The sequence below is a fragment of the Streptomyces sp. SS1-1 genome, assembly GCF_008973465.1.
In the GTDB taxonomy this organism is placed as follows: Bacteria; Actinomycetota; Actinomycetes; order Streptomycetales; family Streptomycetaceae; genus Streptomyces.
On the sequence record NZ_WBXN01000004.1, the window covers coordinates 902,669 to 921,784 of the forward strand.

Annotated in this window: 19 protein-coding genes; 11 read left to right on the forward strand and 8 right to left on the reverse strand. The window is 72.9% G+C overall.

What is annotated here, in order from left to right; all coding sequences use genetic code 11:
- Positions 1-28: 28 nt before the first annotated feature.
- The 4 genes from F8R89_RS05150 to F8R89_RS05165 all read right to left on the reverse strand — a co-directional run bounded on the left by F8R89_RS05150 (position 29) and on the right by F8R89_RS05165 (position 3,927).
- Positions 29-1,111 carry an acyl-CoA dehydrogenase family protein gene (locus F8R89_RS05150; RefSeq protein WP_151782842.1) on the reverse strand — a complete coding sequence of 361 codons (1,083 nt, stop codon included), beginning with the start codon at positions 1,109-1,111 and terminating at the stop codon, positions 29-31.
- Entirely contained in the window at positions 1,108-2,289 is a 1,182-nt protein-coding gene (locus F8R89_RS05155; RefSeq protein WP_151782843.1) for an acyl-CoA dehydrogenase family protein, read from the reverse strand. Before F8R89_RS05155 ends, F8R89_RS05150 begins: the two co-directional genes overlap by 4 nt.
- Complete coding sequence (locus F8R89_RS05160) at positions 2,286-3,263, reverse strand: NADPH:quinone oxidoreductase family protein (RefSeq protein WP_151782844.1); 978 nt, start codon at positions 3,261-3,263, stop codon at positions 2,286-2,288. The genes F8R89_RS05155 and F8R89_RS05160 overlap by 4 nt, the downstream gene beginning before the upstream one ends.
- 88 nt (positions 3,264-3,351) lie before the next feature.
- A complete protein-coding gene (locus tag F8R89_RS05165) occupies positions 3,352-3,927 on the reverse strand; it encodes a helix-turn-helix domain-containing protein (protein ID WP_151788005.1) in 576 nt (191 codons plus the stop codon).
- Positions 3,928-4,019: 92 nt separating this feature from the next.
- On the opposite strand from F8R89_RS05165, the gene F8R89_RS05170 reads away from it, so the two are divergent.
- The 5 genes from F8R89_RS05170 (at position 4,020) to F8R89_RS05190 (ending at position 8,929) form a co-directional block, all read left to right on the forward strand.
- Positions 4,020-4,949 carry an NAD(P)/FAD-dependent oxidoreductase gene (locus F8R89_RS05170; RefSeq protein ID WP_151782845.1) on the forward strand — a complete coding sequence of 310 codons (930 nt, stop codon included), beginning with the start codon at positions 4,020-4,022 and terminating at the stop codon, positions 4,947-4,949.
- A 239-nt stretch (positions 4,950-5,188) separates the two neighbouring features.
- On the forward strand, positions 5,189-6,727 hold the full coding sequence (locus tag F8R89_RS05175; RefSeq protein WP_151782846.1) for an ATP-dependent DNA ligase: 1,539 nt from the start codon (positions 5,189-5,191) through the stop codon (positions 6,725-6,727).
- The gene (locus tag F8R89_RS05180) at positions 6,724-7,197 is read left to right on the forward strand and encodes an NUDIX domain-containing protein (protein WP_151782847.1); all 474 of its coding nucleotides are present in this window, start codon (positions 6,724-6,726) and stop codon (positions 7,195-7,197) included. The genes F8R89_RS05175 and F8R89_RS05180 overlap by 4 nt, the downstream gene beginning before the upstream one ends.
- A gap of 75 nt (positions 7,198-7,272) precedes the next feature.
- Positions 7,273-8,667 carry an NADP-dependent succinic semialdehyde dehydrogenase gene (locus tag F8R89_RS05185; protein ID WP_151782848.1) on the forward strand — a complete coding sequence of 465 codons (1,395 nt, stop codon included), beginning with the start codon at positions 7,273-7,275 and terminating at the stop codon, positions 8,665-8,667.
- Between the two features lie 25 nt (positions 8,668-8,692).
- Complete coding sequence (locus tag F8R89_RS05190) at positions 8,693-8,929, forward strand: DUF6213 family protein (RefSeq protein ID WP_055622335.1); 237 nt, start codon at positions 8,693-8,695, stop codon at positions 8,927-8,929.
- Between the two features lie 37 nt (positions 8,930-8,966).
- Here the strand turns inward: F8R89_RS05190 and F8R89_RS05195 are convergent, their stop codons facing one another.
- The gene (locus F8R89_RS05195; RefSeq protein ID WP_151782849.1) at positions 8,967-10,193 is read right to left on the reverse strand and encodes an acyl-CoA dehydrogenase family protein; all 1,227 of its coding nucleotides are present in this window, start codon (positions 10,191-10,193) and stop codon (positions 8,967-8,969) included.
- 184 nt (positions 10,194-10,377) lie between these two features.
- On the opposite strand from F8R89_RS05195, the gene F8R89_RS05200 reads away from it, so the two are divergent.
- The gene (locus F8R89_RS05200) at positions 10,378-11,022 is read left to right on the forward strand and encodes a TetR family transcriptional regulator (protein ID WP_151782850.1); all 645 of its coding nucleotides are present in this window, start codon (positions 10,378-10,380) and stop codon (positions 11,020-11,022) included.
- 36 nt (positions 11,023-11,058) lie between these two features.
- On the opposite strand, the gene def is transcribed toward F8R89_RS05200, so the two are convergent.
- Positions 11,059-11,604 (reverse strand): peptide deformylase, encoded by a 546-nt coding sequence (gene def, locus F8R89_RS05205; RefSeq protein WP_151782851.1) that lies wholly within the window; start codon positions 11,602-11,604, stop codon positions 11,059-11,061.
- Positions 11,605-11,717: 113 nt separating this feature from the next.
- Between def and F8R89_RS05210 the strand changes: the two genes are divergently transcribed.
- The 5 genes from F8R89_RS05210 (at position 11,718) to F8R89_RS05230 (ending at position 16,182) form a co-directional block, all read left to right on the forward strand.
- Positions 11,718-12,956: a MurT ligase domain-containing protein gene (locus F8R89_RS05210; RefSeq protein ID WP_151782852.1), complete on the forward strand. Its 1,239-nt coding sequence runs from the start codon at positions 11,718-11,720 to the stop codon at positions 12,954-12,956.
- 26 nt (positions 12,957-12,982) lie between these two features.
- Complete coding sequence (locus F8R89_RS05215) at positions 12,983-13,711, forward strand: type 1 glutamine amidotransferase (RefSeq protein WP_151782853.1); 729 nt, start codon at positions 12,983-12,985, stop codon at positions 13,709-13,711.
- 166 nt (positions 13,712-13,877) lie between these two features.
- On the forward strand, positions 13,878-14,903 hold the full coding sequence (locus F8R89_RS05220) for a 6-phosphofructokinase (RefSeq protein ID WP_151782854.1): 1,026 nt from the start codon (positions 13,878-13,880) through the stop codon (positions 14,901-14,903).
- A 112-nt stretch (positions 14,904-15,015) separates the two neighbouring features.
- On the forward strand, positions 15,016-15,966 hold the full coding sequence (locus F8R89_RS05225; protein WP_151782855.1) for a cytochrome c oxidase assembly protein: 951 nt from the start codon (positions 15,016-15,018) through the stop codon (positions 15,964-15,966).
- Between the two features lie 45 nt (positions 15,967-16,011).
- The gene (locus tag F8R89_RS05230; RefSeq protein ID WP_151782856.1) at positions 16,012-16,182 is read left to right on the forward strand and encodes a hypothetical protein; all 171 of its coding nucleotides are present in this window, start codon (positions 16,012-16,014) and stop codon (positions 16,180-16,182) included.
- 3 nt (positions 16,183-16,185) lie between these two features.
- Here the strand turns inward: F8R89_RS05230 and F8R89_RS05235 are convergent, their stop codons facing one another.
- Complete coding sequence (locus F8R89_RS05235) at positions 16,186-17,406, reverse strand: sensor histidine kinase (protein WP_151782857.1); 1,221 nt, start codon at positions 17,404-17,406, stop codon at positions 16,186-16,188.
- Complete coding sequence (locus F8R89_RS05240) at positions 17,403-19,115, reverse strand: cation acetate symporter (protein WP_151782858.1); 1,713 nt, start codon at positions 19,113-19,115, stop codon at positions 17,403-17,405. Before F8R89_RS05240 ends, F8R89_RS05235 begins: the two co-directional genes overlap by 4 nt.
- Between the last annotated feature and the right edge of the window lies 1 nt (position 19,116).

Sequence of the window (19,116 nt, forward strand, 5' to 3'; positions counted from 1 at the left end):
GGCTTCCGCCGGGTGGTGCGCCGGTGCCTCAGGGAGCCTGGAGGTCGACCAGTCCGGCCAGCGCCTCGCGGTGGACGCCCGCCGTGCCGTAGGCGAGCGAGTCGGCCTTGGCCCGCTTCAGGTACAGGTGGACCGGGTGCTCCCAGGTCATGCCGATCCCGCCGTGCAGCTGCAGGGCCTCCTCGGCGGCGTGGACGGCGACCGGGGACGCGTAGGACTGGGCGACGGCGACCGTCACCTCGGTGTCCTCGCCGGTCGCCAGCGCGTCGGCGGCCGCGCGGGCGGCGGCGCGCAGGTTGACGACCTCCAGCCACAGCTGGGCGAGCCGGTGCTTGAGCGCCTGGAAGCCGCCGACGGGGCGGTTGAACTGCTTGCGCTCCTTCAGATAGCGGACCGTCTCGGTCAGCGTCCAGTCGGCGAGCCCGAGTTGCTCGGACGCGAGCAGTCCGGCGCCGGCGCGCAGCGCGCGTCGTACGGCGGGCTCGGCGTCGCCCAGCAGACGGCCGGGGGCGCCGTCCAGGGTGACCGTGGCCACGGGCCGGGTCAGGTCCAGGGACGGACGCGGCGTGACCGTCACGGCGTCGGCGTCGACGGCGTACAGCCCGCCGTCGTCGGCCGGGACGAGCAGGACGTCGGCGATCGCCGCGTCCGCGATGCCGGTCAACTCACCGTGCAGCGCGCCTCCTTCATGGCGTACGACCGTGTAGGCGCCGCCCGCCGCGGTGTTCAGGGCGAGCGCGAGCGCGGCGACGGCCGTCGCGGACGCCAGCCGGCCGAGCAGCTCCTCGTCCCCGCACTCCAGCAGGGCCTCGGTGGCCACGACCGCGCTGGTCAGATACGGCACCGGGGCGACGGCCCGGCCCAGCTCCTCCAGGACGACGGCGGCTTCGCGGTGCGTGGCGCCCTGGCCGCCCAGCTCCTCGGGGATGAGGAGGCCCGCGAGTCCCATGGTGCCGGCGAGCGCCTTCCAGGCCGCGACGTCGTGCGGCGCGCCGGACTCGGTGCGGGCGATGACGCCGGGGGCGTCGCAGTGGTCGGCGAGCAGGTCCCGCACGGCGGCCCGCAGCGCCTCCTCCTCCTCGGTGTACAGCAGGTCGGGCTGGGTGCTCATCGGGCGAGGTCCTTCCAGGCGACGTCCTTGTCGGTGCGCGGCTCGGCGGGCAGGCCCAGGACGCGCTCGGCGACGATGTTCAGCAGGACCTCGCTGGTCCCGCCCTCGATGCTGTTGCCCTTGGAGCGCAGGTAGCGGTACCCGGCGTCACGGCCGGTGAAGTTCACCTGCTCCGGCCGGCGCATGGTCCAGTCGTCGTACAACAGGCCCTCCTCGCCGCGCAGTTCGACCTCCAGGCCGCTGATCTCCTGGTTGAGGCGGGCGAAGGCGAGCTTCATGCCGGCGCCCTCGGGGCCGGGCTGGCCGGCGACGAGCTGCTGGCGCAGCCGTTCGGCGGTGAACCGGGACACCTCGGCGTCCACCCACAGCCTCAGCAGCCGCTGGTGCAGGTCGTGGGTGCGCAGTTCGGGCCGTTCGCGCCAGGTCTTCGCGAGGGGGCCGATCATGCCGCCCTCGCGGGGCAGCCGCATGCCGCCGATGGCGACGCGCTCGTTGTTCAGGGTGGTCTGGGCGACCCGCCAGCCGTCTCCGACCTCGCCGAGGCGGCGGCTGTCGGGGATGCGGACGTCGGTGAGGAAGACCTCGTTGAACTCGGCCTCGCCGGTGATCTGGCGGAGCGGACGGACCTCGACGCCGGGGTCGGTCATGTCGCACAGGAAGTACGTGATGCCCGCGTGCTTGGGCACGTCCGGGTCGGTGCGGGCGATGAGGATGGCCCAGCGGGCGATGTGGGCGCTGGACGTCCACACCTTCTGCCCGTTGACAACCCAGTCGTCGCCCTCGCGGACGGCACGGGTGCCGAGCGCCGCCAGGTCGGAGCCGGCGCCGGGCTCGCTGAAGAGCTGGCACCAGACCTCCTCGCCGGTCCACAGGGGCCGCAGGAAGCGCCGCTTCTGCTCGTCGGTGCCGTACCTGAGGATGGTCGGCGCGGCCATGCCGAGGCCGATGCCGATGCGCCGGGGCTCGTTGTCGGGGGCTCCGGCGGCCTCCAGTTCGGCGTCCACGACGGCCTGGAGGGAGCGGGGCAGGCCCAGGCCGCCGAGGCCCTCGGGGTAGTGCACCCAGGCGAGGCCCGCGTCGAAGCGGGCGCGCAGGAAGTCCAGGCGGCCGGTGGTGGCCGGTGGGTGCGCGGCGAGCAACTCCTGGGTGCGGCGGCGCAGTTCGGCGGCGTCGGTCATGCCGCTCCTCCTTCGGTGAGTCCCGGGAGCACGGCGACTCGGCCGGTGGTGACGCCGTCGGCGACCCGCTGGACGGCCGCTCCGGCCCCGCCCAGCGGGACGCGCTCGCTCACCAGCGGCTTGACGGCTCCCTGCGCGGCCATCTCGGTGAGCTGTTCGTGGCAGTGCCGGACCAGTTTGGGGTTGCGGGTGTTGTACAGGCCCCAGTGCAGGCCGAGGATCGAGTAGTTCTTCACCAGGGCGTGGTTGAGGGCGGGGGCCGGGATGGTGCCGCTCGCGAAGCCGAGGACGACGATCCGGCCCTCGAAGGCGACGACCTTCGTGGACTGGGTGTAGGCGTCACCGCCGACGGGGTCGTACACGACGTCGGCGCCCCGGCCGCCGGTCGCCTCCTTGACGGCGGCGATGACGTCCTCGGTGTGCCGGTCGATCACCACGTCGCAGCCGAGTTCGCGGGCCACGGCGGCCTTGGCGGCGCCGCCCACGACCCCGATGACCCGGGCGCCGGCGGCCTTGCCGAGCTGGACGGCGGCGCTGCCGACCCCGCCCGCGGCGGCGTGGACCAGCAGGGTCTCGCCGGCTTCGAGGCCCGCGCGGCGGTGCAGGCCGAACCAGCCGGTCTGGTAGCCGATGTGCAGGGCGGCCGCCTCGGCGTCGTCGAGGGCGTCGGGGGCGGGCAGCAGGGCGGCGGCGTCCGCGACGGCGTACTCGGCGAATCCGCCGTGCGGCAGCGCGGGGGTGGCGAGGACGCGGCGGCCGTCCTCGGTCTCGCCGCAGATCTCGACGCCGGGCGTGAACGGCAGCGGGGGCCGGACCTGGTACTGGCCCCGGCACATCAGCGCGTCGGGGAAGTTGACGTTCGCGGCGCGCACCTTCAGCAGGACCTGGCCGTCGCCGGGCGTGGGCGGTTCGACGTCCGCGAGCCGCATCACCTCGCCCGGTTCGCCGTTGCGATGCACTTGCCATGCCTGCATGCGGAGCCTCCACGGGGGACTGCGTCGTCTGTCCGGGTCGGTTCGCATACTAAGCGGTCGCTTGCCGATCAGGGAACCGTCGGACGCGTCACGTCTGCCGCGGCCGCGCCCGGACGTGCATCCGCTCGCCCTGCGGCCCGAACAGGCTCAGGAACTCCACGGGCCCCTCCCCCGTCGAGCCGAACCAGTGCGGGACCCGGGTGTCGAACTCGGCGGCCTCCCCGGCGCCGAGCACCACGTCGTGCTCCCCCAGGACGAGCCGCAGCCGGCCGGACAGGACGTACAGCCACTCGTATCCCTCGTGGGTGCGCGGCTCCGGCGGGCAGCTGCGCTGCGGTTCGAGCACCTTGAACGCCTGCAGGCCGCCGGGCTGGCGGGTGAGCGGCCAGTGCTTGCGGCCGTAGCGCTCGATCGGCTCGGTGGCGCGCACCCTCGGGTCGCCGACGGCCGGGTTGCCGACCAGTTCGTCCAGCGGCACCTGATGGGCGCGGGCGATCGGCAGCAGCAGCTCCAGGCTGGGGCGGCGCAGGCCCGACTCCAGCCGGGAGAGCGTGCTCACCGAGATGCCGGTGGCCTCGGACAGCGCCGAGAGCGTCACCTCGCGCTCCTTGCGCATCCGGCGCAGCCTGGGACCCACACCGGCAAGGACGTCGTCGTCGCTCATCTTGTCGTCCGTCATACGGCCATTGCAGTTTCGGCAAACATGTTTGTCAATCCCGCACCGGGCGGCGCACGGTACAGGTGGAGGTGGTCATCGTGACCGAGACATACGAAGTGATCGTGATCGGCGGAGGCGCGGCCGGGCTGTCCGCCGCGCTCGTCCTGGGCCGTGCCCGGCGCCGGACCCTGGTCGTGGACGCAGGGGAGCCGCGCAACGCGCCCGCGGCTCATATGCAGGGCTATCTGACCCGTGACGGCATGCCGCCCGCCGAGTTCCTGGCGGCCGGGCGGGAGGAGATCGCGCGGTACGGGGTGGAGCTGGTCCGGGACCGGGCCGTGGACGTCTCGCGGGAAGGGGACGCCGGCGACTTCACGGTCGGGCTGGCGGGCGGCCGGAGCGTCCGCGCACGGCGCCTGATCGTCGCCACCGGCCTCAAGGACGAGCTGCCGGCCGTCCCCGGCGTCGCCGAGCGCTTCGGCGCGGACGTGCTGCACTGCCCGTACTGCCACGGCTGGGAGGTCCGCGACCGGGCCTTCGGCGTCCTCGCGACCACCCCGCTGAGCGCCCACCAGGCGATCATGGTGTCGCAGTGGTCGAAGGACGTGACGTTCTTCCTGCACGAGGTCCCCGAGTCCGACCTCACCGCCGACGACGTGCGCCGGCTGGCGGCGGCCGGCGTGACGGTGGTCCCCGGCCGGGTGGCCGAACTGACGGTCGAGGACGACCGGCTCACCGGCGTCCGCCTGGCCGACGGCACGGCGCACGCGCGCGAGGTGCTGTTCGTCGCCCCGCGCGCGGTGCCGCAGACGGGCCTGCTGGAGAAGCTGGGCGCCGAACTCAACGAGACCCCGTTCGGCTCCTACCCGGTGGTGGACGCCACCGGCCTCACCTCGGTCCCGGGCGTCTGGGCGGCCGGCAACGCGATGGGCTTCGCCGAACAGGTCGTCAACGCCGCCTCAGCCGGCTACCGAGCAGCAGCCACCCTCAACGCGGACCTCCTCTTCACAGACCTGGACGCCGGCTGAAGGGACGCGGGGAACTGCGCGACCAGCCCCCACGGCGCCGCAGCAAACCACGAACCGTTGCACCCCCAGGGGCGCGGGGAACTGCGCGGCCAGCCCCCACGGCGCCCCAGCCGAACCACGAACCACCACCCCCCAGGGGTGCGGGGAACTGCGCGACAAACCCCGACGGCGCCGCGGCGAACCAACACACCGCACCCGTGCAGGTGTGAACCGGCGCCGAAAACCCCAGGATGGTTCGCATGCTGCTGACCCGTCTCGCCCGCGTGTCCCAGGAGGTCGCCGCCACCTCGGCGCGCTCCCGGAAGATCGCTCTGCTCGCGGAGCTCTTCCGGGACGCCGAGGCGGACGACGTCCCCCTCGTCATCCCCTACCTGGCGGGCCGCCTCCCCCAGGGACGCCTCGGCGTCGGCTGGAAGGTGCTGAGCCACCCCGTGCCCCCGGCCGCCGAACCGACCCTGACCGTCCGTGAGGTGGACGCCCGACTCACCACCCTCGGCAAGGTGTCCGGCGCCGGCTCACAGGCCGAACGCACCCGTCTGGTCGGCGAGTTGATGGGCGCGGCGACCGAGGCCGAGCAGCGCTTCCTGCTCGGCCTGATCACCGGCGAGGTCCGCCAGGGCGCCCTCGACGCGGTGGCCGTGGAGGGGCTCGCCCAGGCCACCGGCGCACCCCCCGCCGACGTACGGCGGGCCGTCATGCTCGCCGGCTCCCTGCAGAGCGTCGCGCAGACCCTGCTCGCGGACGGCCCGGAGTCGCTGGACCGCTTCCGGCTCACCGTCGGCCGCCCGGTGCTGCCGATGCTGGCGCACACCGCGTCCTCGGTGTCCGAGGCGGTCGGCAAGCTGGGCGACTGCGCGGTGGAGGAGAAACTGGACGGCATCCGCGTCCAGCTGCACCGCGACGGCGACACCGTCCGCGCCTACACCCGCACCCTGGACGACATCACCGACCGGCTCCCCGAAGTCGTAGCGGCGGCACGGGAGTTGCGGGGCGAGCGGTTCATCCTCGACGGCGAGGTCATCGCGTTCGACGCCACCGGGCGGCCCCGCTCCTTCCAGGAGACCGCGGGCCGCGTCGGCTCCCGGGTCGACGTCGGGACGGCCGCCCGTGAGGTTCCCGTCTCCCCCGTCTTCTTCGACGCCCTGTCCGTCGACGGCCGCGACCTGCTCGACCTGCCGTTCACCGAGCGGCACGCGGAGCTGGCCCGGCTGGTCCCGGAGCCGATGCGGGTGCGCCGCGCCCTGGTGTCCGGTCCCGACGACCTGCCCCGCGCCGAGGAGTTCCTCGCGGAGACGCTGGAACGCGGGCACGAGGGCGTCGTCGTCAAGGCGCTCGACGCCCCCTACAGCGCGGGCCGGCGCGGCGCGTCCTGGCTGAAGGTCAAACCCGTGCACACCCTGGACCTGGTGGTGCTGGCCGCCGAGTGGGGGCACGGCCGCAGGACCGGCAAGCTGTCCAACCTGCACCTGGGGGCGCGGACGGAGGACGGCGGGTTCGCGATGCTGGGCAAGACGTTCAAGGGCATGACGGACGCGCTGCTGGCCTGGCAGACCGAACGGCTCCAGGAGCTCGCCGTGAGCAGCCACCCCTGGGGGGTGACCGTCCGCCCCGAACTGGTCGTGGAGATCGCGTACGACGGTCTGCAGCGCTCCTCCCGCTACCCGGCCGGGGTGACGCTCCGCTTCGCGCGTGTGCTGCGCTACCGCGACGACAAGCGCCCGGAGGAGGCGGACACCGTCGAGTCCCTGCTGGCCGCGCATCCGGGGGTGCGGCCGTGAGCGCGGCCCGCGAGCGGCGCAGCGCCGGCCTGCTGCTGTTCCGCCGCACCGACGCCGGCCCGGAGGTGCTGCTCGGCCACATGGGTGGCCCGTACTTCGCGCGCCGGGACGCCGGGGCGTGGACGGTGCCGAAGGGCGAGTACGCGCCGGACGAGCCGGCGTGGGACGCGGCCCGCCGGGAGTTCCAGGAGGAGCTGGGGCTGCCGCCGCCGGACGGGGAGCCCGTCGCGCTGGGCGAGGTCCGGCAGGCGGGCGGCAAGACCGTCACCGTCTGGGCGGTCGAGGCCGACCTGGACCCGGCGGACGTCGTGCCCGGCACGTTCACGATGGAGTGGCCGCCGCGCTCGGGCCGCACCCAGGAGTTCCCGGAGCTGGACCGGGTGGCCTGGCTCCCCCTCGACCGGGCGCGCGAGCTGATCGTCAAGGCGCAGGCCGCGTTTCTCGACCGGCTGGCGGAGCACTCGTCCTGAGCAGCAGCACGCGTTGCGGGACCCTCCGCGGCGCGGGAAGGTCGAAGCAACAGGTCGCTCCCCAGGAGGTCGCTCATGCCCATCGCGACGGTCAATCCGGCGAACGGCGAGACGCTCAAGACGTACGAGGCCATGGGCGAGGAGGAGGTCGAGCGCCGGCTCCAGCTCGCCGAGGCCACGTTCCGCACGTACCGTACGACGAGCTTCGCCGACCGGGCGCGGCTGCTGAACCGTGCCGCGGACCTCCTCGACGAGGACCAGGCCGACATCGCCCGGACGATGACCACCGAGATGGGCAAGCCCGTCGCCCAGGCCCGCGCGGAGGCCGCCAAGTGCGCGAAGGCGATGCGGTGGTACGCCGAGCGCGCCGAGGGGCTGCTGGCCGACGAGGAGCCGGCCGACACGGACGTGAAGGACTCGGGTGCCTCGCGGGTGCGGGTCCGCTACCGCCCGCTGGGCCCGGTGCTCGCCGTGATGCCGTGGAACTTCCCGCTGTGGCAGGTGATCCGGTTCGCCGCGCCCGCGCTGATGGCGGGCAACGTGGGCCTGCTCAAGCACGCCTCCAACGTCCCCCAGACGGCCCTGTACCTGGAGGACCTGTTCCATCGGGCGGGGTACCCGGAGGGCTGTTTCCAGACCCTGCTGATCGGCTCCGCGATGGTCGACGACATCCTGCGCGACGACCGGGTCAAGGCGGCCACCCTGACCGGCAGCGAGCCCGCGGGCCGCGCGGTCGCCTCCACCGCCGGCGAGATGATCAAGAAGACGGTGCTGGAGCTGGGCGGCAGCGACCCCTACGTCGTGATGCCGTCGGCCGACCTGGACCGGGCCGCGAAGGTCGCGGTGACCGCGCGGGTGCAGAACAACGGGCAGTCGTGCATCGCCGCGAAGCGGTTCATCGTGCACACCGACGTGTACGACGCCTTCGCCGAGCGGTTCGTGGCCGGCATGAAGGCGCTGGTGGTCGGCGACCCGATGCAGGAGGGCACGGACGTCGGCCCGCTCGCCAGCGAGCAGGGGCGCACGGACCTGGAGGAGCTGGTCGACGACGCGACCCGCAGCGGGGCGACCGCGCTGTGCGGCGGGCACGCGCTGCGCCGGCCCGAACTGCCGGGCTGGTACTACCCGCCGACCGTCCTCTCGGGCATCACCCGCGAGATGCGCATCCACCGGGAGGAGGCGTTCGGGCCGGTCGCGACGCTGTACCGGGCGGCGGACCTGGACGAGGCGGTGCTGATCGCCAACGACTCGCCCTTCGGCCTGAGTTCGAACGTGTGGACGCGCGACGACGCCGAGGTGGACCGTTTCGTACGGGATCTGGAGGCCGGGAGCGTGTACGTGAACGGCATGACAGCGTCCCATCCGGCGTTCCCGTTCGGCGGGGTGAAGCGGTCCGGGTTCGGCCGTGAGCTGTCCGGGCACGGAATCCGGGAGTTCTGCAACATCACTACGGTTTGGCAGGGCGCGTGAGCGGAGCGCGACTACGATCCCAGCTGTGAACCGCGAAGTTACTCTGCCGCTGATCGTCGACGACCGGGGGACCTTGCAGGTGGCCGCCGCCGACGTGAGCAAGCTGCTGCGCACGGTGGGCGGCCGGTGGCTGCACCTCGTGGAGGCCGGCGCGGACGGGCTCGACGAGGACACGGTCGCGGCGCTGACCATCGAGCTGGCCAAGCTCGCGGACCGTATCGACGTGGCCTGCATCGCCCACAGCAGCGGCACGACGCCGTAAGGGCCCGCGCTCAGCACGGGCCCCCCGGTCGACCGATTTATCGGATCGACATGCCCGACAGCGTGCGGGCGATCACCAGTCGCTGGATCTCGCTCGTCCCCTCGAAGATCGTGTAGATGGCTGAGTCCCGGTGCATGCGCTCCACCGGGTACTCCCGGGTGTAGCCGTTGCCGCCCAGGATCTGGATGGCCTGCGCGGTGACCTTCTTCGCCGTCTCGCTCGCGAACAGCTTCGACATCGACCCCTCGGCCGCCGTGAACGGCTTGCCGTTGATCGCCATCCAGGAGGCCCGCCACACCAGCAGCCGCGCCGCGTCGACCTGGGTGCGCATGTCGGCGAGCTGGAAGGCGACGCCCTGGTTGTCGATGATCGGGCGCCCGAACTGCTCGCGCGTCGTCGCGTAGTCGAGGGCGACCTCGTAGGCGGCGCGGGCAGTGCCGACGGCCATCGCGCCGACCGCCGGACGGGACGCCTCGAAGGTGGCCATCGCGGCGTTCTTCACGCGCTCGCCGCCCTTCTTGGCCCGCTCACGCGCGCGGGCGAGGCGCTCGTCCAGCTTCTCCTTGCCGCCGAGCAGGCAGGAGCCGGGGACGCGCACGTTGTCCAGGATGACCTCGGCGGTGTGCGAGGCGCGGATGCCGTGCTTCTTGAACTTCTGCCCCTGGGACAGGCCCGGCGTGTTCGGCGGGACGATGAAGGAGGCGTGGCCCTTGGAGCCGAGCTCGGGGTCGACGACGGCGACGACGACGTGGACGTTGGCGATGCCGCCGTTGGTCGCCCAGGTCTTGGTGCCGTTGATCACCCACTCGTCCTTGGCCTCGTCGTAGACCGCGCGGGTGCGCATGGAGGCGACGTCGGAGCCGGCGTCGGGCTCGGAGGAGCAGAACGCCGCGAGCTTGACGTCGTTGGCGTCGCCGTACATCTGGGGCACCCAGGTGCCGATCTGCTCCTCGGTGCCGTTGGCGAGGACGCCCACGGCCGCGAGGCCGGTGCCGACGATCGACAGGGCGATGCCCGCGTCGCCCCAGAACAGCTCCTCCATGGCCATGGGGATGCCGAGCCCGGTCTGGTCGAAGTACTGCTGGGCGTAGAAGTCGAGCGAGTAGATGCCGACCTTCGCGGCCTCCTGGATGACCGGCCAGGGAGTCTCCTCACGCTCGTCCCATTCGGCGGCCGCGGGGCGGATCACGTCGGCCGCGAAGCCGTGCAGCCAGTCCCGGACCTCCTTCTGTTCGTCGTTGAGCTCCATGGTGAACTCGGCCATGACCCCTCCAGCGGCGTACGCGCATGCCCGCTGCATGCTTTGTTACTAGCGGTAACCCTAGTTTGTTACTGGTCGGTAGGTAAAGTCAACCCGCGATGTGCGCTCGTAGCCCGTTCGATGGTCATGCCTGGTTGAGTGTTACTTTGCGCAGGCGTCACCGAACCAGTACGGGTGGGGAGAGCTCATGGACACCACACAGCGGACGGATCAGCAGAGGTCCGCCGACCGACGTCGGCGCGAGCTGCTGGAGGCCGCCGACAGAGTGGTGCTGCGGGACGGCCCGCAGGCCTCGATGAACGCCATCGCGGCCGAGGCCGGCATCACCAAGCCCATCCTGTACCGGCACTTCGGCGACAAGGGCGGGCTCTACGCCGCACTCGCCAAACGGCACACGGACGCTCTGCTGGACTCCCTGCGGGCCGCCCTGGACGCGCCCGCCGACCGGCGCGAGCGCGTCGAGTCCACGCTCGACACGTATCTGGCCGCCATCGAGGCACGCCCTCAGGTGTACCGGTTCCTGATGCACCCGGCGGAGGGCGGCCACGCCGGCGACCAGGGCTTCGACGTCGGCAAGCACTCCGCCCCGCTGCTGCGGCGGATGGGCGAGGAACTGGCCACCGTCATCGAGGAGCGCCTCGACCTCGGCCCCGGCAGCCAGCAGCTGGCCCGGGTCTGGGGCCACGGCATCGTCGGCATGATGCACGCGGCCGGGGACTGGTGGCTCGGCGAGCGGCCGTGCTCGCGGGCGGAGTTGGTACGCAGCCTCGCGGATCTGCTGTGGGGCCGGCTCGCCGCGGCGGGCGACAAGATGGGCGGGCCCGGCTTCTGACGGGCGACCGCCCGCGGGTGGTCGGCCGGACCGCGCTCAGCCGGACCGGTGCCAGGGCGCCCGTGCCACCTGGCGCATCAGCCGCCGGTGGCGCAGCCCGCCGAGCCGGTCCGCGTACACCCGGCCCTCCAGATGGTCGAACTCGTGCTGGAGGCAGCGGGCGAAGAAGCCGGTGCCGTGCACGGTGACCGGCTCGCCCGTCACCGTGAACCCCTCGACCACCGCGTGGTCGTACCGCTCGGTGCCCGCCTCCAGGCCCGGCAGCGACAGACAGCCCTCCGGGCCCCGGACCACCACGCCGTCCGCCTCGGTCAGCCGCGGGTTCACCACATGCCCGAGATGGCGGACCTCGTCGTCGTCCGGGCAGTCGTAGACGAACACCCGCAGGGACTCCCCCACCTGGTTGGCCGCCAGGCCCACGCCGCGCGCCGCGTACATCGTGGCGAACAAGTCCTCCACGAGGTCCGCGAGTTCCGGTCCGAAGGCGGTGACCTCCGCGCAGGGGGTGTGCAGGACGGGGTCGCCGAGCAGGGTGAGGGGCCGGACTCGCCCTCGCGTGCCCGGAATGGAGCTGTTGCGCATGGCCGCAAGGGTACGGCGATTCGGGAGTGCGATTGGATCTCGAATAGGCTGACCACCACCACGTTGCCGTAGGGCTTCAGGCGCGGCGCGTACGCAAGGAGGATCGAGATCTGATGGCAGGCAACTCGGACCCGCTGACGCCGCGGGCCAAGCTGGCCGTGACCGCGGGCAAGGCGGTCGCGGCTGCATCACGCGCCGCAGGGCGCGGCAGCGGTTCGGTGATCGGCGGCCGGGTGGCGCTCAAGCTCGACCCCGACCTCCTCGCCAGACTGGCGCAGCACCTGGACGTGGTCCTGGTGTCCGCGACCAACGGCAAGACGACGACGACCCGGCTGATCGCCGAGGCGCTGCGGGCCGCGGGGCCGGTCGTCTCCAACGCGCTCGGCGCCAACATGCCGGCCGGCATCACCTCGGCGCTCGCCGGCGGCTCGGACGCGCGCTACGGCGTGATCGAGGTCGACGAGAAGTACCTCGCCGGGGTCGCGCGGGACACCGCCCCGAAGTGCATCGCGCTGCTCAACCTCTCGCGCGACCAGCTGGACCGGGCCGCCGAGACCCGGATGCTCGCCGAGAACTGGCGTGAGGGCCTGGCCGGTTCCAAGGCCGTGGTCGTGGCCAACGCCGACGACCCGCTGGTCGTGTGGGCCGCGTCCTCCTCCCCGAACGTGATCTGGGTCGCCGCCGGGCAGATGTGGAAGGACGACGCCTGGTCCTGCCCGTCCTGCGGCGGTGTGATGCAGCGTCCTGGCGACGACTGGTTCTGCGGCGAGTGCGGCTTCCGCCGCCCGACGCCGAGCTGGGCGCTCTCCGGCAACCACGTCCTCGACCCGCACGGCTCGGCCTGGCCGATCCGGCTGCAGCTGCCCGGGCGCGCCAACAAGGCCAACGCCGCCTCCTCGGCCGCCGTCGCCGCCGTGTTCGGCGTGCCCCCGCAGGTCGCCCTGGAGCGGATGTACTCCGTGCAGGCCGTCGCCGGCCGGTACGACGTCGTGCAGTTCATGGAGCGGGATCTGCGCCTGCTGCTCGCGAAGAACCCGGCGGGCTGGCTGGAGACGTTCTCGCTGATCGACCCGCCGCCGACCCCGGTGATCCTCTCGGTGAACGCGCGCGGCGCCGACGGCACCGACACCTCCTGGCTGTGGGACGTCGACTACACGCGGCTGACCGGCCACCCGATCTGCGTCGTCGGTGACCGCCGGCTCGACCTCGCGGTGCGCCTGGAGGTCGCCAACCAGCAGTTCCAGGTGTTCGACACCCTCGACGAGGCCGTCCGGGCCTGCCCTCCGGGGCGGATCGAGGTCATCGCCAACTACACCGCGTTCCAGGACCTGCGCCGCCGCGTCGGCAACTGAGCCAAGAGACTTTCAGGGGACTTCAAGTGAGCGACAACCAACTGCGGGTCGTCTGGATCTACCCGGACCTGCTCAGCACCTACGGCGACCAGGGCAACGTCCTCGTGGTGGAGCGCCGGGCGCGCCAGCGCGGCCTGGAGGTGGCCCGCCTGGACGTGCGCAGCGACCAGCCGATCCCGACCTCGGGTGACATCTACCTGATCGGCGGCGGCGAGGACCGGCCGCAGCGGCTCGCGGCCGAGCGGCTGCGCCGGGACGGCGGGCTGCTGCGGGCCGTGGAGAACGGCGCCATCGTGTTCTCGGTGTGCGCGGGCTACCAGATCCTCGGCCACGAGTTCATCAACGACCTCGGCCAGCGCGAGCCCGGTCTCGGGCTGATCGACGTGGTGTCCACGCGTGGCGAGGGCGCGCGGTGCGTCGGCGACGTGCTCGCGGACATCGACCCGCGCCTCGGCCTGCCGCCGCTGACCGGGTTCGAGAACCACCAGGGCGTCACGCACCTCGGCCCGACCGCCCGCCCGTTGGCCCAGGTCCGCTTCGGCAACGGCAACGGCACGGGCGACGGCACGGAGGGCGCGTACAACGACACCGTGTTCGGCACGTACATGCACGGCCCCGTGCTCGCGCGCAACCCGCAGATCGCGGACCTGCTGCTGAAGCTGGCGCTCGACGTCAACGCGCTGCCGCCGACCGACGACCGCTGGTACGAGGCCCTGCGCGACGAGCGCATCGCGGCCGCGCAGCAGCCCGCCTGAGAGAGGTCGCGGCAGCCCGTCTGACGGCCTCTCCGCACAGGTGAGCGGGGCCGTCCAGCAGGCGGACGCACGGTTCGGCCCCGCCCCCCGATGCCGCTAGGGTGGCGGGGATTCGAGCCGGACAGCGTGGTCCGGTCCCGGCCCACGTGGAGAAGGTTTTCGGGCTATGCGCATTGGTGTCCTCACGTCCGGCGGCGACTGCCCCGGCCTGAACGCCGTCATCCGGTCCGTCGTGCACCGCGCCGTCGTCGACCACGGCGACGAGGTCATCGGCTTCCGGGACGGCTGGAAGGGCCTCCTGGAGTGCGACTACCTCAAGCTCGACCTCGACGCGGTGGGCGGCATCCTCGCCCGCGGCGGCACGATCCTCGGATCCTCCCGCGTCCAGCCCTCCCATCTGCGCGACGGCGTGGAGCGTGCCAAGGGCCACCTCGCGGAGCTGGGCCTGGACGCGATCATCCCGATCGGCGGCGAGGGCACGCTGAAGGCGGCCCGGCTGATGTCGGACAGCGGCCTGCCGGTCGTCGGGGTGCCGAAGACCATCGACAACGACATCGCGGTCACCGACGTCACCTTCGGTTTCGACACCGCCGTCACCGTGGCCACCGAGGCCCTTGACCGGCTGAAGACCACCGCCGAGTCCCACCAGCGCGTCCTCGTCGTCGAGGTCATGGGCCGGCACACCGGCTGGATCGCGCTGCACTCCGGCATGGCGGCCGGCGCGCACGCCATCGTCGTCCCCGAGCGGCCCTTCGACATCGACGAGCTGACCCGGCGGGTCGGGGCCCGGTTCGAGGCGGGCAAGCGGTTCGCGATCGTCGTCGCCGCGGAGGGCGCCAAGCCGGCGCCCGGCACGATGGCCTTCGACGAGGGCGGCAAGGACGTCTACGGCCACGAGCGCTTCGCCGGGATCGCCCGCCAGCTGTCCATCGAGCTGGAGCACCGCCTCGGCAAGGAGGCGCGGCCGGTGATCCTCGGGCATGTGCAGCGCGGCGGCACGCCGACCGCGTACGACCGGGTGCTGGCGACGCGGTTCGGCTGGCACGCGGTGGAGGCCGTGCACCGCGGCGAGTTCGGGCACATGACGGCGCTGCGCGGCACGGACATCGAGATGGTGCCGCTGGCGGAGGCCGTGGAGACACTGAAGACGGTCCCCGGCGACCGCTACGAGGAAGCCGAGTGCGTCCTGTAGGGGACACCGCGCGGATCTGACGAGTCTGCCCCCGGCCGCGAGCGCGGCCGGGGGCAGTTCTAGTCTGTGTGCGGACAGAAATGCACAACCCCCACGAAACAGGAGCCGTCGGATGGATCACAGCGGGCACGGCACGATGACGGATCTGCCGCCGTTCACGCTGGGGCGGGGGCTCGCGTGGTCCACGGACCCGTTCTTCCTCGTCGCCTGTCTGGTGGGGCTCGGCCTGTACGCCTGGGGGGTCGTGCGCCTGCGGCGGCGCGGCGACGCGTGGCCCGTGGCCCGGACCGTGTCGTTCGTCGTCGGCGTGCTGACCGTGCTGCTCGTGATGTGCACCGGGCTGAACGACTACGGCATGGTCATGTTCAGCGTGCACATGGTGCAGCACATGGTGATCAGCATGCTGTCGCCGATCCTGATCCTGCTCGGCGCGCCCGTCACCCTGGCGCTGCGCGCGCTGCCGCCCGCGGCCCGGGGCAGCAAGGGGCCGCGCGAGCTGCTGCTCGCGCTGCTGCACAGCCGGTACATGCGGATCGTGACGCACCCGGCGTTCACCATCCCGATGTTCATCGCCAGCCTCTACGCCCTGTACTTCACCCCGCTCTTCGACTTCCTCATGGGCTCGAGGACCGGGCACATCGCGATGATGGTGCACTTCCTCGCGGTCGGCGTGGTGTTCTTCTGGCCGATCATCGGCGTGGACCCCGGGCCGCACCGGCCCGGGCATCTGATGCGGATGCTGGAGCTGTTCGCCGGGATGCCGTTCCACGCGTTCTTCGGTATCGCGCTGATGATGGGGTCCGTCCCCATGGTGGAGACGTTCAAGAACCCGCCGGCCTCCCTCGGCATCGACGCGCTCTCCGACCAGGGCGCCGCCGGCGGTATCGCCTGGGCCTTCAGCGAGATCCCGTCGGTGCTCGTGCTGATCGCGCTGCTGTTCCAGTGGTACGGCTCGGAGCAGCGCCAGGCCCGCCGCAAGGACCGTGCCGCCGACCGGGACGGCGACAAGGAGCTGGAGGCGTACAACGCCTATCTCGCCTCATTGAACGCACGCGGGAACTGATATCGGGGCACCATGGAGGGAACCGAACCTTAGGAGGGTGTCGCGATGCCCGGTTCTGCGGACGGTTCCACCAAGGCGATGGGGGCGCTCACGGTCGGCGGTCTGGTGATGGTGACCGCGTACACGGTGGCGCTGGGGAGCAACGGCTGGCTGTGGTTCGGGTGGGTGGTGCTGGGCCTGATCACGCTGGGGATGGTCGTCAGCCGCGGCACGTGAGCGTCAGGGAGCGGTGAGCCGCCCGGCGGAGTGCACCCCCGGCTGGTACTTCGGGAGCCGGGCGGTGATCTTCATGCCGGCGCCCGGGGCGGTCTCGATGACGAGCCCGTACTCGTCGCCGTAGACCTGCCGCAGCCGGTCGTCGACGTTGGACAGGCCGATGCCCCCGGAGGGGCTGACCTCGCCGGCGAGGATGCGGCGCAGCGCGTCGGGGTCCATTCCGGCGCCGTCGTCCTCGATCACGACGAGGGCCTCGGCGCCGGCGTCCTGGGCGGTGATCCCGATGCGGCACCGGGCGGCCGCCGACGACGCCCCCTTGCCCTCCAGGCCGTGCTTGACGGCGTTCTCGACGAGCGGCTGCAGGCACAGGAAGGGCAGGGCCACCGGCAGGACCTCCGGGGCGATCTGGAGGGTGACGTCGAGGCGGTCGCCGAAGCGTGCCCGCACGAGCGCCAGGTAGTGGTCGATGGCGTGCAGCTCGTCGGCGAGGGTGGTGAAGTCGCCGTGCCGGCGGAACGAGTACCGGGTGAAGTCGGCGAACTCCAGCAGCAGCTCGCGGGCCCGCTCGGGGTCGGTGCGCACGAAGCTGGCGATCACCGCGAGCGAGTTGAAGATGAAGTGCGGGGATATCTGGGCGCGCAGCGCCTTGATCTCGGCCTCGATGAGCCGGGTGCGGGACCGGTCGAGGTCGGCCAGCTCCAGTTGGACGGAGACCCAGCGGGCGACCTCGCCGGCGGCCCGGACCAGGACGGCGGACTCGCGGGGCGCGCAGGCGACGAGGGCGCCGTGGACCCGGTCGTCGACGGTGAGCGGGGCGACGACCGCCCAGCGCACCGGGCAGTCGGGGCTGTCGCAGCTGAGCGGCAGCGCCTCGCCGCGGCCGGACTCCAGGGGTCCGGCGAGGAGCTCCATGATCTGGGTGCGGTGGTGCTGGCCGACGCCGTCCCAGACCAGGACGTCGGTGCGGTCGGTCAGGCAGAGCGCGTCGGTGCCGAGCAGGGAGCGCAGCCGGCGGGCGGACTTGCGGGCGGCCTCCTCGGTGAGTCCGGCGCGCAGCGGGGGCGCGGCGAGGGTCGCGGTGTGCAGGGTCTCGAAGGTGGCGTGCTCGACGGGGGTGCCGAGGTCGCCGAGGCTCTGGGGGCGGGCGGTGCGCCGGCCGAGCCAGAAGCCGGCGGCGAGCAGCGGCAGGATGGCGACGCACAGGCCCGCGAGGAAGCCGCTCACGCCTTGACCTCCGCTCTCAGTTCCTCGGGCAGATGGAAGCGGGCGAGGACCGCCGCGGTGCCGGGCGGCACCCGGCCCGGGGTGGCCAGGGACACCAGGATCATGGTGAGGAAGCCGAGCGGCACCGACCAGAGGGCGGGCCAGGCGAGCAGCGCGTGCAGCGCGCCGGCCTGGGGGAAGCCCGCCATGGTGGCGGCGACGGCGAGCAGCGCGGACCCGCCGCCGACGAGCATCCCGGCGGCCGCGCCGGGCGGGGTGAGCCGGTGCCACCAGATGCCGAGGACGAGCAGCGGGCAGAACGAGGACGCCGACACGGCGAAGGCGAGGCCCACCGCGTCGGCGACGGGCAGCCCGCCGACCAGGACGCTCGCGGCGAGCGGCACCAGCATGGCGAACACGGTGCCGAGCCGGAAGTGCCGTACGCCCCGGGAGGGCAGGACGTCCTGGGTGAGGACGCCCGCGACGGCCATGGTGAGGCCGGACGCGGTGGACAGGAACGCGGCGAAGGCGCCGCCCGCGACGAGCGCGCCCAGCAGTTCCCCGCCGACGCCGCCGATCATGCGGCCGGGCAGCAGCAGCGCGGCGGCGTCCGCGTCGCCGGAGAGGGTGAGCTCGGGGGCGTAGAGCCGGCCGAGGGCGCCGTAGACGGGGGGCAGCAGGTAGAAGGCGCCGATCAGGCCGAGCACGGCGACCGTGGTGCGGCGGGCGGCGACGCCATGCGGGCTGGTGTAGAAGCGGACGACGACGTGCGGCAGCCCCATGGTGCCGAGGAAGGTGGCGAGGATCAGGCCGTACGTGGCGTACAGCGGGCGTTCGCCGCGGCTCTCGGCCAGCGACGGGGAGAGGCCGCCGCCGGTGCCGTGGTCGCGGGCGGGGACCTCGTCGCCGCGGGCGAAGGTCAGCCGGGTGCCGTTCTTGATGTGGTGCGGTCCGGCGTCGAGCCGTACGCGCCGGTCCTCGTGGGCGCGGCCGTCGACCGTGCCGTCGACGGTGACCGTCAGGGGGTCGCGCAGTCTGATCGTGATGGTGTCGTCGACGCGGACGACGCGCTGCTCGCGAAAGGCCGCGGGTTCGTCGAAGGCGTGCCGGGGGGCGCCGTCGCCCTGCCAGGCGAGGATGAGGAAGAGGGCGGGGACGAGCAGCGCGGTGAGCTTCAGCCAGTACTGGAAGGCCTGCACGAAGGTGATGCTGCGCATGCCGCCGGCGGCGACGATGGCGACGACCACGACGGCGACGACGAGTCCGCCGAGCCAGTCCGGCGCGCCCGTGAAGACGGTCAGGGTGAGTCCGGCGCCCTGGAGCTGAGGCAGCAGGTACAGCCAGCCGGTGCCGACGACGAAGGCCCCCGCGAGCCGCCGTACCGCCTGCGAGGAGAGCCGGGCCTCGGCGAAGTCGGGCAGTGTGTAGGCGCCGGAGCGGCGCAGCGGGGCGGCGACGAACAGCAGCAGGACGAGGTAGCCGGCGGTGTAGCCGACCGGGTACCAGAGCATGTCGGGGCCCTGGACGAGGACGAGTCCGGCGATGCCGAGGAAGGAGGCGGCGGACAGGTACTCGCCGCTGATGGCGGCGGCGTTGAGGCGGGGGCCGACGGTGCGGGAGGCGACGTAGAAGTCGGAGGTGGTGCGGGAGATGCGCAGGCCGAAGGCGCCGACGAGGACGGTCGCCAGGGCCACGAGGGCGACGGCGGGGACGGCGTAGCTGGAGTTCACG